The sequence below is a fragment of the Streptomyces vilmorinianum genome (assembly GCF_005517195.1).
Classification (GTDB): Bacteria; Actinomycetota; Actinomycetes; order Streptomycetales; family Streptomycetaceae; genus Streptomyces; species Streptomyces vilmorinianum.
Genome location: NZ_CP040244.1, coordinates 1,928,097 through 1,942,176, shown reverse-complemented (window position 1 = coordinate 1,942,176; position 14,080 = coordinate 1,928,097). Strand labels below are relative to the sequence as shown.

The 14,080-nt window shown below is 73.2% G+C and carries 13 protein-coding genes; 3 read left to right on the top strand and 10 right to left on the bottom strand.

The window, feature by feature from the left end; genetic code table 11:
- Positions 1-66: 66 nt before the first annotated feature.
- From FDM97_RS09070 to FDM97_RS09055, 4 genes are all read right to left on the bottom strand, one after another.
- On the bottom strand, positions 67-534 hold the full coding sequence (locus FDM97_RS09070; protein ID WP_137989881.1) for a DUF5304 domain-containing protein: 468 nt from the start codon (positions 532-534) through the stop codon (positions 67-69).
- Positions 535-575: 41 nt separating this feature from the next.
- On the bottom strand, positions 576-1,697 hold the full coding sequence (locus FDM97_RS09065; protein ID WP_137989879.1) for an ArsA family ATPase: 1,122 nt from the start codon (positions 1,695-1,697) through the stop codon (positions 576-578).
- A gap of 45 nt (positions 1,698-1,742) precedes the next feature.
- Complete coding sequence (locus FDM97_RS09060; protein WP_137989877.1) at positions 1,743-2,186, bottom strand: SRPBCC family protein; 444 nt, start codon at positions 2,184-2,186, stop codon at positions 1,743-1,745.
- Positions 2,187-2,286: 100 nt separating this feature from the next.
- Positions 2,287-3,054, bottom strand: coding sequence for a metallophosphoesterase family protein (locus FDM97_RS09055; protein WP_137989875.1), 768 nt, complete (start codon positions 3,052-3,054; stop codon positions 2,287-2,289).
- Between the two features lie 256 nt (positions 3,055-3,310).
- Between FDM97_RS09055 and FDM97_RS09050 the strand changes: the two genes are divergently transcribed.
- On the top strand, positions 3,311-5,107 hold the full coding sequence (locus FDM97_RS09050) for an AMP-dependent synthetase/ligase (RefSeq protein ID WP_137989873.1): 1,797 nt from the start codon (positions 3,311-3,313) through the stop codon (positions 5,105-5,107).
- 279 nt (positions 5,108-5,386) lie between these two features.
- On the opposite strand, the gene FDM97_RS09045 is transcribed toward FDM97_RS09050, so the two are convergent.
- Together FDM97_RS09045 and FDM97_RS09040 are read right to left on the bottom strand one after the other, a co-directional pair.
- Positions 5,387-5,653 carry a DMT family transporter gene (locus FDM97_RS09045; protein WP_137989871.1) on the bottom strand — a complete coding sequence of 89 codons (267 nt, stop codon included), beginning with the start codon at positions 5,651-5,653 and terminating at the stop codon, positions 5,387-5,389.
- A 115-nt stretch (positions 5,654-5,768) separates the two neighbouring features.
- Positions 5,769-6,911 carry a glycosyltransferase family 4 protein gene (locus FDM97_RS09040; RefSeq protein WP_137989869.1) on the bottom strand — a complete coding sequence of 381 codons (1,143 nt, stop codon included), beginning with the start codon at positions 6,909-6,911 and terminating at the stop codon, positions 5,769-5,771.
- A gap of 97 nt (positions 6,912-7,008) precedes the next feature.
- Here FDM97_RS09040 and FDM97_RS09035 point away from each other — a divergent pair, with 97 nt between their 5' ends.
- Positions 7,009-8,268, top strand: a complete 1,260-nt coding sequence (locus FDM97_RS09035; protein ID WP_137989867.1) for a glycosyltransferase 87 family protein — start codon at positions 7,009-7,011, stop codon at positions 8,266-8,268.
- Here the strand turns inward: FDM97_RS09035 and FDM97_RS09030 are convergent.
- The gene (locus tag FDM97_RS09030; protein WP_137989866.1) at positions 8,232-9,551 is read right to left on the bottom strand and encodes an MATE family efflux transporter; all 1,320 of its coding nucleotides are present in this window, start codon (positions 9,549-9,551) and stop codon (positions 8,232-8,234) included. The genes FDM97_RS09035 and FDM97_RS09030 overlap by 37 nt on opposite strands.
- Positions 9,552-9,645: 94 nt before the next feature.
- Between FDM97_RS09030 and FDM97_RS09025 the strand changes: the two genes are divergently transcribed.
- A complete protein-coding gene (locus FDM97_RS09025) occupies positions 9,646-10,200 on the top strand; it encodes a PadR family transcriptional regulator (protein WP_137989864.1) in 555 nt (184 codons plus the stop codon).
- A 324-nt stretch (positions 10,201-10,524) separates the two neighbouring features.
- Here the strand turns inward: FDM97_RS09025 and FDM97_RS09020 are convergent, their stop codons facing one another.
- From FDM97_RS09020 to FDM97_RS09010, 3 genes are all read right to left on the bottom strand, one after another.
- On the bottom strand, positions 10,525-11,754 hold the full coding sequence (locus FDM97_RS09020) for a hypothetical protein (RefSeq protein WP_137989862.1): 1,230 nt from the start codon (positions 11,752-11,754) through the stop codon (positions 10,525-10,527).
- Positions 11,755-11,777: 23 nt separating this feature from the next.
- Entirely contained in the window at positions 11,778-12,794 is a 1,017-nt protein-coding gene (locus FDM97_RS09015; protein WP_137989860.1) for a C40 family peptidase, read from the bottom strand.
- 185 nt (positions 12,795-12,979) lie between these two features.
- Entirely contained in the window at positions 12,980-14,008 is a 1,029-nt protein-coding gene (locus FDM97_RS09010) for a C40 family peptidase (RefSeq protein WP_137989858.1), read from the bottom strand.
- Between the last annotated feature and the right edge of the window lie 72 nt (positions 14,009-14,080).

The window sequence follows — 14,080 nt, the reverse complement described above, 5'->3', positions numbered from 1 at the left end:
GTGTCCCTCAGTTTTCGGTCGAGCCCCGCTAAGGCCAACCGTACCCGAGGGGTGCGCCTCTCCTGGTCAGTCCAGGTCGATGTGCTGCCCGGTCCCGGGTCCGTCGTCGTCCCGGCGGGGGTCCTTCGGGGGGTCCTTCGGGGGCTCCTGGTCGCGGTCCTCGGAGGCCTCGGCGCGCGGGTCGCCCGGCTCGTCGCGCGTCCAGCGCGTCTCGTGGGTCTCGACGGCCGAGCGGTACGCGGCGAGGAGCTCGTTGCCCGCGGCCGCGAGATGGTCGAAGACCTGCGGGTTGCGCTCGATGATCGGCTCGACGGCGGCCTTCGCCTGGTTGACGAACTGCTGCACGGTTCCCTGGGCGGCCATGCCCATCAGCGGGTTCCGCAGCGTGGAGACCTTGTCGGCGACGGCGTCGAAGAGCTTGCGGAACTCCTCGGCGGCCGAGCCGGGCTCCGCGCCGGCGGCGGCGCGGCGGCGGGCCTTCTCGGCCTCCAGGTCCTCGGCGCACGCCTTGGCCCAGGCGTCCGAATCGCTCATGGCGTACTCCTTACGGCTTATACCGTCGACGGTACACGTCGTCACGGGGTCTTCGGCCAAAGACCGGCGTCCGGTGCGAAGCGGACCCGCAGATCGCCGTCCACGAGACCGGCGCCGGCGACCGTGCAGCGGCGCAGGGCGGGCGGCAGCGGGACGTTGCGGCGGAACGGGCCGACGGTGAGAAGGAGTTCGTCCCCGCGGCGGACGAGGGAGAGCTCCTCCTTGACGGCGCCGGGCAGCGGGATGTGCCACACGAGGATGCCGTCCTCGGCCCGGCGGTCCTCGACGGTCCAGGCGGGGGCCTCGGCGGGCGCGGCCTTCGCGTCGACCGCGAGCAGGGCGAGGTCCTCGGGGCCGCGCGGATCCCGGCCGAGGTGCGGGAGGGCGTGCACGGCTCCGTCGTGGCCGGTGCGGAGCCGGGCCAGGTGCTCGTGCTGCTGGGCGGTCAGTGCGGCGAACCAGGGGTCCGGGGAGTCGGCGGGGAGCATCCGGTTGGCGACGACGGTGTCGAGGGCGAGGCCGTGGAGCGCGAGGCCGAGGCGGGCGGTGCGCAGGGCGTCGGTGGCGGCGGGTCCGGGCTCGACGACGAGCCGTACGGCGGTGGTGGGGTCGTCGACGACGGCCTGGACGGCGGCGAGCTCGGCCTCCCAGCGGGCGGTCGTCTCGTAGAGCCACTGCGCGGGCATGGGGACGCCGGCGAGCTGGGCCAGCATGGGGCGCAGGGCGCGGGCGGCCTGCCGTTCGGGCGGCAGGAGGCGGCGGAGGTAGCGGCGCAGCTGCTCGGGCAGCGCGAGGAGGGCGAGCGCGTCGAGCAGCGGGGGCAGGTCGACGACGACGAGGTCCCAGTCGCCCGCGGCGGCGTCGCGCAGGGCGCGGAGCAGGGCGAACGGCCGGCTGCCGGGGAGCTCGGTCAGCTCGGCGTCCTCGAAGGGGGTGGCGCCGAGGAGATCGAGGGCGGTGCTGGAACGTGCCTGCAGGGCGAGGAACTCGCGGCGGAAGTCGGCGGCGGGGGTGGGGCGCAGGACGTCGACGCCGAGGTCCTCGTCGGCCTCACCGGAGACCAGCAGCACGCGGCGCCCGGCCTGGGCCTCGGCGAGGGCGGTCGCCGAGGCGACGGTGGTGCGGCCGGCGCCGCCGGTCCCGGTGACAAGCATGATCCCCATGCGGGGGAACGTTACCGCCCGCCGGCCGCCGGCCCGCCGGGAGCGTTACGCACCCGACTCCACGCGCTTCTTCAGGCCCGCGAGCGCGCGGTCGATGATGACCTTCTCCGCCTTGCGCTTGATCATGCCGAGCATGGGGATCTTGACGTCGACCGTCAGCTGGTACGTCACCTCGGTGCGCTCGCCGCCGCCCGACGGGGCCAGCCGGTAGGAGCCGTCCAGGGCGCGGAGCATCTGGGACTTGACCAGCGTCCAGGAGACCTCGTTGTCGCCGGTCCAGGTGTACGCGAGGGTGTGGTCGTCCTTGATCGCGCCGGCGTCGAGCAGCAGCCGGACCTTCTCCGCGCGGCCGGCCGCGTCCGTCTCCAGGACCTCGGCCTCCTTCACCTCGCCCGTCCACTCGGGGTAGCGCGCGAAGTCGGCGATCACGCCCATGACGTCGGCCGGCGCTGCCTCGATGGTGATGCTCGAGCTGGTGTGTTCGGCCATCGCTGTGGCTCCTCCACTGTGCGGTCCGGCGAGAACTCGAAGAAGATCGAAGGGCACGAACGTGCCGACCGAAGGCTATCGCGCCCTCACCGGGGGCCCGTCACCACTCCAGGGTCCAGGGCCGTCCCGTCGACGCGAAATGCCCCACGTTCACGCACTCCGTGACCCCGACCCGCATGCGCCGGACCAGGGGCTGGTGGACGTGCCCGAAGAGCGCGTACCGCGGCCGGACGCGCCGTATCGCGTCGAGCAGGGCACCGCTGCCGCGTTCGAAGCGCCGGGCGACCGTGTCGTAGGTCAGCTCCGGCACGTCCGGCGGGATGTGGCTGCACAGCACGTCGACGTCCCCGAGCGCCTCGACCTTCGCGGCGTACTCCTCGTCGGAGATCTCGTACGGCGTCCGCATGGGCGTGCGCAGCCCGCCGCCGACGAAGCCGAAGACCAGCCCGCCGATCTCGATCCGCTCGCCGTCCAGGATCGTCGTCCCGGGGCCCGCGTACTCGGGCCACAGGTCCGGGATGTCGACGTTCCCGTACGTCGCGTACGTCGGGTTCGGGAAGGCCGCGAACAGCTCCTCGTACTGGCGGCGCACCGCGGACTCGATGGCGGTGTCGCGGTCGACGGCCAGCTCGGACCAGAGGCGACGCCCCAGCTCACGGGCCTCGTCGAAGCGGCGCGCGGTGCGCAGTTCCACGATCAGGTCGGCGTTCTCGACGCCGAAGAGGTCGGGGAAGATGCCGCGGCTGTGGTCGGCGTAGTCGAGGAAGAGCACCAGGTCACCGAGGCAGATCAGGGCGTCCGCCCCCTCCCCCGCCTTGGCGAGGGCGCCACTGTTTCCGTGAACGTCGCTGACCACGTTGATCCTCATGCGCCTCAGCGTAGGGCGTCGGACCTGCGGTTACTTCCGAGTCCGGGAAGCTGTGGATTACTGTGCGCGAAGCACCGCCATGGCTGTGTGACGCACGGAACATCTGGCCAGGACCCCCTATCGGGAACCACGTACTGATGGGTAACGTCCGGGCAGTCCAGTTGTGCTCACCCCCACTGAGCACCTGACCGGTCTTGGACCGCACCGGTGCATCACACAGAGCCGTGGCGCCGGCGCCCGATGAGGAGCAGCAGTCTTGCGCGAGTTCAGCCTTCCGGCCCTGTACGAGGTCCCCTCGGACGGCAATCTGACGGATCTCATCCGCCGCAACGCCTCCCAGCACCCAGATGTCGCCGTGATGGGGCGCAAGGAGGACGGCGTCTGGACGGACGTCACCGCCGAGCAGTTCCTCGCCGAGGTCCGCGGGGTCGCGAAGGGGCTGATCGCCGCCGGTGTCGAGCCGGGTGATCGGGTCGCGCTGCTGTCCCGGACCCGTTACGAGTGGGTTCTCCTCGACTTCGCGATCTGGAGCGCGGGCGCGGTCACCGTGCCGGTGTACGAGACGAGCTCGCCGGAGCAGATCCAGTGGATCCTCGGCGACTCGGGCGCCTCGCTCGTCCTCGTCGAGTCCGCGGCCCACCAGGAGTCGGTGGAGTCGGTACGGGCGGACCTGTCGGCCCTCAAGGGCATCTGGCAGATCGAGGCGGACGCCGTCGCGCGGCTGACCGAGACCGGCAAGGACGTCTCCGACGAGCTGCTCGAGGAGCGGATGTCCGCCGCGAACGCGGACGACCCGGCGACGATCGTCTACACCTCGGGCACCACCGGCCGCCCCAAGGGCTGTGTGCTGACGCACCGCGCGTTCTTCGCCGAGTGCGGCAACGTGGTGGAGCGCCTGAAGCCCCTGTTCCGTACGGGCGAGTGCTCCGTGCTGCTCTTCCTGCCGGCCGCGCACGTCTTCGGCCGCATGGTCGAGATCGCCGCGGTGATGGCCCCGATCCGGCTCGGCTGCGTGCCGGACATCAAGAACCTCACCGACGAGCTGGCCTCCTTCCGGCCGACGCTGCTTCTGGGTGTGCCGCGGGTCTTCGAGAAGGTCTACAACTCGGCGCGGGCGAAGGCCCACGCGGACGGCAAGGGCAAGATCTTCGACAAGGCCGCGCACACGGCCATCGCGTACAGCCGTGCGCTCGGCACCCCCGAGGGCCCGTCCCTCGGCCTGCGGCTCAAGCACAAGCTCTTCGACAAGCTGGTCTTCTCCAAGCTGCGGGCGGTGCTCGGCGGGCGCGGCGAGTACGCGATCTCGGGGGGCGCGCCACTGGGCGAGCGGCTGGGCCACTTCTTCCGCGGCATCGGCTTCACCGTCCTGGAGGGCTACGGCCTGACGGAGTCGTGCGCGGCGACGGCGTTCAACCCGTGGGACCGGCAGAAGATCGGCACGGTGGGTCAGCCGCTGCCGGGCTCGGTGGTGCGGATCGCCGACGACGGCGAGGTGCTGCTGCACGGCGAGCACATCTTCAGCGGCTACTGGCAGAACGAGACGGCGACCACCGAGGCGCTGGCCGACGGCTGGTTCCACACGGGTGACATCGGCACGCTGGACGAGGACGGCTACCTCGCCATCACCGGCCGGAAGAAGGAGATCCTGGTGACGGCGGGCGGCAAGAACGTCGCCCCGGCGGTCATCGAGGACCGGATCCGGGCGCACGCGCTGGTCGCGGAGTGCATGGTGGTCGGCGACGGACGGCCGTTCGTGGGCGCGCTGGTCACCCTGGACGAGGAGTTCCTGACCCGCTGGGCCGCGGAGAACGGCAAGCCGGAGGGCTCGACGGCGGCGTCGCTGCGCGAGGACGCGGACCTGCTCGCGGAGGTCCAGCGCGCGGTGGACGACGGCAACGCGGCGGTGTCCAAGGCGGAGTCGGTCCGGAAGTTCCGCATCCTGAACTCCCAGTTCACGGAGGAGGCGGGCCACATCACGCCGTCCCTGAAGCTGAAGCGCAACGTGGTGGCGAAGGACTTCGCCGACGAGATCGAGGCGATCTACCGCCCGTAGGGCGGTAGGCGGCCACCAGACGGGCCCCGCAGGCGCACCCGACGCGCCCTGCGGGGCCCGTCCGCGTTGTGCGCCCGAAGGCCTCAGGTGTCCGTGGGGTCTCGGGGTGGCTGGGCCGCGTTGTGGAGCCCGAAGGCCACAGGCCGCATGCGCCCGTGGGGCCCGGAGGGGGCCTGGCCGCTGTGCCACGGCACGCTCCTGGCACCCGCGCGCCGAGGATGCCGGGGAGGCGGGGACACTCGACCCGCTCCCAGCGGTCGCGCGGCGCCGGCGGCGCGGTCAGATGCCGTCGGTGATCGAGACCAGCGCGCGTGCTCCGCGCGTCGTCGCGCAGCGGGTGCGGTGGCCGCGGAGCAGCAGCACAGCCGTGCAGAGCACGAAGAGCAGAAGCGCCGCGGCGGTCACCACCAGCACCCCGGGCAGGCGCCAGAACGCGAAGCCGACGCCGAGTGCCACGGCCCAGACGGCGAAGGCGAAGAGCCGGTCCGGGCGGCTGGTGGGCTGCCCGCAGAGGTGCGCGAGACGTCTGCACGGCCGATCAGTCATGGTGCGTCCCTCGGTTGTCATGACGCCCGACCCGTTCGGCACGCGCCTCGGCCCGCGGGGCCCCCACCTCACCCCTTGGGCGCCCCGCCCAGAGCCCGCGCCCAGCGGGGTGGGGCTAGAGCAGTTCCTTCAGGCGCTCCGCCAGCAGGTCCCAGCGCCAGCGGTCCTCGACCCAGTCGCGGCCGCGCTCGCCCATGCGGCCGCGGAGCTCGGGGTCGAGCAGCAGCGTCGTGATGCGGTCCGCGGACTCCTCGGGGGCGTCGCCGTGGACGACCCAGCCCGTCTCGCCGTTCAGGACCGCGTCCGGTGCGCCGCCCGAGTCGCCGGCGACGACCGGGAGGCCGGTGGCCGAGGCCTCCAGGTAGACGATGCCGAGGCCCTCGACGTCCAGGCCACCGCGCCGCGTGCGGCAGGGCATGGCGAAGACGTCGCCGGCGCCGTAATGCGCCGGCAGCTCCTCCCACGGGACCGCGCCCGTGAACCGTACGGAATCGGCCACGCCCGTCGCCGCAGCGAGGCGCCTCAGCTCCTTCTCGTACGGGCCGCCCCCGACGATCAGCAGCACCGCGTCCGGCACCCGCCGCAGGATCCGCGGCATGGCCCGGATCAGCGTGTCCTGGCCCTTGCGCGGGACGAGCCGCGAGACGCACACGACCACGGGGCGGTCGCTGAGCCCGAGCCGTTCCCGTACCGCCTCGCCGCCCGAGCCCGGGTGGAAGGTCTTCTCGTCGACGCCCGGCGGGAGCTGCACCATCCGCGCGGCGGCGGCCGGCGTCAGGGCTGTCGCGATCCGCGAGCGCGTGTACTCGCCGAGGTACGTGATCGTGTCCGTGCCCTCGCCGATCCGGCGCAGGAGCCGGCGCGCGCCCGGCAGCTGGGCCCAGCCCGCCTCATGGCCGTGCGTGGTCGCGACGATCCGCCGGGCGCCCGCCCTGCGCAGCGCGGGGGCCATCAGTCCGAGCGGCGCCGCCGCCCCGAACCAGACGGATTCGCAGTCGTGCTCACGCAGCAGCGCGGTCGCCCGCGCGGTGACCCGAGGAGTGGGCAACAGCATGGTGGTGCTGTCCCGCACGACCGTGAAAGGCTGCTCCGCGTCGAACGCGGCGGTCGCCTCGATCCCCTCGCGGCTGCGCTTCCACGTGGAGGCGTAGACCACGATCCGCTCGGGATCCAGACGCAGCGCCATGTTGTGCAGGAACGCCTGGATTCCGCCGGGGCGAGGCGGGAAGTCGTTGGTTACGATCAGGGTCTTGTGCATCGTCGCCGAATGTACGTGACCGCACCCCCCGCCCGGCAACACCACCCTCCGCAGGCGCGGACCGACCGACTGACCGACAGGAAGGGACGAGGCAGGAATGACGGGCGTACTGGGTACGGCTGCCGAGCGCGCGAGAAGGAACCCCCACATACTCTGGGGGCTCACCCGGATCGTCCTGCTCCTGTGTGTCTTCAAGGTCGTCACCGTCCCCGGACCGGACGTCACCAGTGACATCGAGCAGATCTACCAGGGCTGGTTCGAGGTTCTGAAGACCGGCACGTACCCGCTGGACGACGTGACCTGGCAGTACCCACCCCTCGCCGCCCTGGCGATCCTCGCCCCCGCCCTGCTGCCGTTCCTCGGCTACTCCGCCGCCTTCTTCGTCCTCGCCCTCCTGTGCGACGCGCTCGTCTTCGGGCTGCTCATGTACACGGGGCGACGCAAGGGCCGGAGCGCGCACGGCGCCTGGATCTGGATCGCGGGCGTGCCACTGCTCGGCCCGACCGCGTACGCCCGCTACGACCTGATGGTCACCGCGGTCGCCGTGGCCGCGCTCCTCGCCGGTCTGCGGCGCCCGCGCGTGCTCGGTGCCCTCGCCGGTTTCGGCGCGATGCTCAAGGTGTGGCCCGCGCTGCTGCTCGTCGGCACGCCGCGCGGCCGCGCCACCTTCCGCTCGTGGTCGACGGCGGCGGGCGCGGCGGCCGGACTGCTGCTCCTGTGTGTGCTCGCGGCGCCGGGGGCGCTGGCCTTCCTGACCTTCCAGCGCGAACGGGGGCTGGAGCTCGAGTCCCTGGGCGCGATGCTCTTCCATGTGGCCCGGCACCTCGGCTGGGACGGCGAGGCGCGGATGAACTACGGCTCGATCGAGTTCCTCGGCCCGTACGTCTCCACCGTCTCCACCGTGACCATGGCCCTGACGATGGCCTCCTTCGGCTGGCTGCTGGTGTGGCGGATCAGGGCCCGTGTCTTCGCGACGACGACGCCGGCGGACGCGGCGTTCGTGGCGGTGCTGCTGTTCACCACGACGAGCCGGGTGATCAGCCCCCAGTACATGATCTGGCTGGTCGGCCTGGCCGCCGTGTGCCTGGCCTACCGGGCGAGCCGGATGCACCGGCCCGCGCATCTGGTGGTGTGGGCGACGGCGGTGACGCAGTTCGAGTTCCCTGTGTGGTTCTCGCACGTGACGGACAGCGACCCGCTGGGCATCGCGCTGCTGCTCGTACGCAACGGTCTGCTGGTCGCCGCCTCGCTCTCCGCCTGCCGCGTCCTGTGGCACCAGACGGTGACCGAGCCGCGCCTGACTCCGGTGAAGATCCCCGTTCAGGCCGAGCGGGCGAGGACCCTGCCCGTCGCCTGAGCGGTGGGCGTACGGCGGTGCAGCAGGGCCAGGGCCGCGCACTGGCCCGCCATCGCCAGCCCCATGGCCAGGCAGATTCCGGGCAGTCCGAGGCCCGACAGGGCGTACGCGAGCGGGAGTTGGGCGAGGACACCCACGACGGTGATCCTGGCGAGCCGTGGGCTGCCGCCACTGCCTTCGAGGACTCCGGCGACGGCGATGAACCCGGCCATGAGCACCAGATACGGCCCGAGGCAGCGCAGGAAGAGGGCTCCGGCGGCCGCCACGTCCGGCTCCGCCCCGAAGCCGCGCATGACGAGGCCGGCGGTGAGGAGCAGCAGGCCGGCGGCGGCCGTGCCGAGGACACCGCCGAGGAGCAGGGCCTGCCGGGCGACGGCCCGGCGTTCGTCGCGGCCCGCGCCGAGCAGGTGGGCGGTGTGGATGGCGGTGGCCTGGCGTACGGCGTAGAACGCCATGGTGGCGACGTACATGGTCTTGGTGGCGATGCCGTACGCGGCGACCTGGGTCACCCCGAGCCGGGCCACGACGGCGACGAGGGCGAGGGCCCCGGCCATCCGTACGACGAAGTCGGCGGACATGGGCAGTCCGGTCCGCAGCGTACGGCGCAGGGCGGCGGCGGTCCCTTCCGAGGGCGGGGCGGTGCGCGCGGCCCGGAGGAGCGGGTTGCGGCGCAGGGCGATCAGTCCGGCGCCGAGGGCGACGGTGCGGCCGATGACGGTGGCGAGGGCGGCGCCGCGCACTCCGTAGGCGTGGATGAGCAGCGGGTCGAGGACCAGGATCAGTCCGTTGGCGAGGAAGGCGAGGCTCATGGGGGTGCGGGTGTCGCCCGCGCCTTTGAGGACGCCGTCGAGGACGGTGGTGGCGAAGAAGACGGCCGTGCCGGGGAGCGAGATCGCGAAGTAGGCGGTGGCGAGGGCGAGGGCGGGGGTGTCGGCGCCGCCGAGGACGAGGCGGGCGAGGGGTTCGCGCAGCAGGTAGCCGCCGAGGGCGACGGGCGGGACGAGCAGGGCGCCGAGCAGCAGTCCGCCGCGGACGGCGGCGCGGACGGCGCCGGGGTCCTCGGCGCCGCGGGCGCGGGCGACGAGGACGGTGGTGCCGGAGGCGGCCATGAGGACGACGCCGAGAGCCACGTTCTCCACGTTGGTGGCGACGGCGACGGCCGCGACGGCGTCGCCGCCGAGTCGGGCGACCCAGACCATGCCGATGATGCCGGCGGCGACCGAGGCCAGGAGTTCGCCGTAGACCGGGTACGCGAGCCGGATCAGTGTGCGTCGGTGTGTCATGGCCGCCCCCTCGTTTCGAGATACCTCGATTCGAGGCACCTCGAAAAGAGGTAGCATGGCGGGCGGGTCCGGGACAAGCGCGAAGGAGGGGCGGGTGCTGGAGCTGACGATCCTCGGCTTTCTGTACGAGAAGCCGCTGCACGGGTACGAGTTGAAGGACCGCATCCAGGGGCTGAGCGGCCATGTCCGCCCGGTCAGCGACGGGGCCCTCTACCCGGCGATCACCCGCATGGTGAAGGCGGGCCTGCTGGAACGCCGCACGGAGCCGGGCACGAGCGCGGCCCCGCGCCGGACGCTCTCGCTGACCGCCGAGGGCCGGGAGGAACTGTTCGCCCGGCTGCGCGACCCCAAGGACGCGGACATCACCGACGGCCAGCGCTTCTTCACGCTGCTGGCCTTCCTCGGCCACCTCCCCTCCCCGACGGACCAGGCGGCCGTCCTGCGCCGCCGCCAGGCCTTCCTGAACACCCCCGCGAGCTTCTTCTACGAGAACGGCACCCCGGTCCGCGCGGAGCAGGAACCGGACCTCTTCCGCCAGGGCATGCTCCGCATCGCCCGCGCGACGGGCACGGCGGAGAAGGAGTGGCTCACGGAGACCCTGACGCACTTGGAGCGCACCGACGCCCCTGCCCAGGCCCAAGAACCCTGAGGCCCCCGGCGTCGGTCGGCGGGCTACGCACGCCGGCGGCCGAGCCACAGCCCCCTCCCACCCGGGAGCCGGGCACGGGCCCGCGGGCCGGAGACCCGTCGTTGCTTCAGCCGCTGCCGCAGGAGTTCCCGCAAGGCGCCGACAGCACAACCCCACCCGAGAGCTTGAAGCCCCCTCCTCGCCCGGCAGGCGGCGGCGCGTCCCGGCCGGGAGCCGGGGACGGACCGCGGCGGTAGGCCGACCGCAGGCGCCGCTCCGGTCGGCGGCCGGTCCCGGCGGGCGGCCGCGTGGGTGTCCGCGCCGCGTGGCCGGGAGAGCCCGTCCCTACCCCAGCCGTTGCCGCAGGAAGTCCCGCCAAGCGGTCGTGAAGGCCTCGGGGGTCGTGGCGAGGACCTCGGTCAGGGCCTTTTCGACCGCGCCCTCGCGTTGCGGGTGGGCGCCCACTGTGCGGTAGAAGGCGGTCAGCTTCGCCTCGCCCCACCGTTCCGCGATCAGCGCGCAGGCCAGCCAGCCGCCCTCGTACGCCCGCGCCAGGGCCTCCGCGTCGCCGCCGAAGGCGAAGGCCTGGTCGTCCGGGAGGCCGGCCGGGAGGTCGCCCGCGCGGACCGCGCGGTGCAGTTCCGGGGCCGCCTGGGCGGCCGTGCGGCCCGAGCCGCGGTAGGCCACCCAGTCGGCGAAGCCCTCGGACAGCCACACCGGCGTGGACGCGGAGGTGTCGGCGCGGGTGGCCACGTGCGTCGTCTCGTGGGTGAGGACGACCTGCTGGCCGAAGTCGCCGAGGACCCCGTACGCGTCCGGGTTGACGATCACCCGGTCCGCGGGCGCGTCCGGGCCGCCGCCGATCTCGCCGGTCGTGACGGCCGCGATCCCCCGGTACGAGGCCGCCGGCGCCCCCAGCAGCCCGCCCATGGCGTCCAGGGAGGCCGGGACGAGCACCACCACGCGGCCCGCCCACTTCTCCGGCCAGGCCGCCGAGACCGCGGGCACCGCCCGGTCGGCCGCCGCCGCGATCGCCTTCAGGCGCTCCTCCGGCTGCCCGACCCCGAGGACGAGGCTCCGCCCTCCCCGTACCGCCTCCACCTCGCCCTGCTGCCACAGCTGCTGACCGGCGCCCTCGCCGGGCCGGTCGCCGGTCACGTACCACCGCCCGTCCCGCTCGGTCAGGTCCAGCACGCGCTCGGTGGTGACGGGCCCGGAGTCGTAGCCGCTGATCCGATAGCTCAGCTCGGCGCGAACGGTCACCCGGTCCTCGCCCGCGCGGTCCCCGCCCTGCCGCTCGACGGCCTTGAGCCGGTAGCCCCACGACTCCAGCGGCACCTCGGCCAGGTGCTCGAACTCCTTGAGCGCCGTCGGCGCGAGCGAGGGGTCGAGCGCGACGGAGAAGGCCGCCTCGTCGCGGGCGAGGACGGCCCGCGCGTGCCGGTCCAGGAGCGCCCTGATCTCCCGAGGCGCGGGGTCGGCCGGCTCCGGGGCCGCGCATCCGGCGAGGGCCAGCAGGGCGGCGAGCAGACACACGGCCGCTCGCCGCGCCGCTCCACTCCCCTGACCTGCCACGCCCCCGATCGTACGGGGGAGCGTCAGACCCGCGTCACCGTCACGTGCGACATCATCCCGACGGGGTCGTAGCGCACCCGCGCCCCGGGATAGGGGGCGTGGATCACCTGTCCGTTGCCCGCGTAGATCCCGACGTGGCTGGCGTCGCTGCGGTACGTCACCAGGTCACCGGGCTGCGCCTGCGAGAGCGGCACGTGCCGTCCCGCGCTCCGCTGGGCCTGCGAGGTCCGCGGCAGGCTGATCCCGGCCTGCCGGTACGACCAGACCATCAGGCCCGAACAGTCGAAGGCGGACGGGCCGGTCGCGCCCCACACATACGGCCGGCCGATGGCGCTGCGGGCCGCGATCACCGCGGCGGCGGCCCGCGAGGAGACCGGGCCGAGGTCGGCGAGCGGCGGCGGCTCCTCGTCGAGTGCGGCCCGGCCCGACCGCGAGGCCCGGTCGAAGTCGGCGCGCTCCTCCTCGGTCAGGGACGCCAGCAGCCGCCGGGCCTCGGCGAGCTTCCGCTCGACCGTGCGCTTGTGCAGGGCGACCTGGGTCCGGCTGCGCTCCAGCTCGGCGAGGAGCCGTCCGGCCTCGGTCCGCTCCTGGTTCAGCCGCTGCTGCTCGCGCTGGAGTCGGCTCAGCGCCACCCCCTGCCGGGCGGCGACCCGGTCGAGCACGGAGGCCCGGTCGAGGTACGAGTCGGGGTCGGCGGAGAGCAGCAGCGCGAGGGCGGGGTCGATGCCTCCGGAGCGGTACTGGGCTCCGGCGACCGAACCGAGCGCGCCCCGCATGCGGTTGATGCGCTCCTGGCCGCGCGCCACGCTGCCCTGCGCCTGGGAGACGGTCCTGCGCAGCGTGTCCGCCTTCTCGTCGGCCTTGTTGTAGCCCTCGGTGGCCTGTTCGGCCTCCTCGAAGAGCCGGTCGACGGTGGCGCGCGTCGCCTCCGGGGTGCCGCTCGGGTCGGCACTCGCCGGGACGGCGCCGAAGGCCGTGGCGGCAGTTGCCGCGGCGGCGGTCAGGACGGTGACCCTCGCGGGTCGTCGGTGGGACGCCACGTATCGCGCTCCGTTCGGCTGTTACCCAGACTGGCGCGGCAGACAGTAGCCGGTGATCACTCCGCGTCCAACGAAGGCCGCGGGCACACAAAGTGACGCCCCGCCGGAGACCACAGGTCACCAGCGGGGCGTCACGTCAGCGAAGGATGCGACAAACCACCCGATTGGGCGTCAGGCCGGAAGCGTCAGATGCGCACGCCGAACTGGAAGGTGCCCATGTAGCTCATCGACTCGTAGCGGACCACGGCGCCGGGCTTGGGGGCGTGCAGGATCGTGTTGTTGCCCGCGTACAGACCCACGTGCGAAAGGCTGTTGAAGAAGACCAGGTCGCCCGGCTTGAGCTGGCTGCGGCCGATCTTCACGCCGTCGTTCTGCTGGGTGTACGTGGTGCGGCTGATGGAGACGCCGGCCTGGCGGTAGGCCCACTGCGTCAGACCGGAGCAGTCGTACGAGTTGGGGCCCTCGGCGCCGGAGACGTACGGCTTGCCGAGCTGGGTGGCGGCGGCGTTGAGCGCGGCGGCGCCACGCTGCGAGGCCGGGACCTCGTTGCCGAGGTCGACGCGCTCACCCGCGGCGCGGCTGGCGCGCTGCTCCTCCTCCTGGATCCGCGCGCGCTCGGCGGCGGTGAGGGTGTTGAGCAGCTTCTGGGCCTCGGCGAGCTTGCCCTGGAAGGCCTTCTTCTTCTCGCCGAGCGTCTTGCGGACGTCCTCGAGGTCGGCGAGCTTCGTCGTCGCCTCGGCGCGCTGCTGGGCGAGAGTGCGCTGCTTGGCCTGGATCGACTGGAGCACGTCGGCCTGCTTGGCGCCGAGCTGGTCGATCGCGGACGCCTTGTCGAGGTAGGTGTCCGGGTCGGAGGAGAGGAAGAGCTGGATGGCCGGGTCGATGCCACCGGAGCGGTACTGCGCGCTGGCGACCGAACCGATGTTGTTCCGGAGGGTGTTGAGCTCCTCCTGGCCGCGGGCCACCTTGTCCTGAAGGGCGCCGATCTCCTTCTGCAGCTTGCCGCGGCGCTCCTCGGCCAGGTTGTACTGCTCCGTGGCCTCCTCGGCCTCGTGGTGCAGCTTGTCGACCTTCGACTTCACGTCGTCGATCTTCGGCTTCGGGGCGGCCTGGGCACCGCTCTGGGCGGTGAGGGCGACCGCGGCGGCGGCGGTCGCGGTGAGCACGGTCACGCGGGCGCGGCTCGGCTGCTTGGGACGACGGTGGGACGCCACGAAGGCGAGCTCCTTCTTCCTCGAGCCGCCCAACCAGGCTGCGGCAGGCGGTTCCTCCGCTGCCACTCCGGA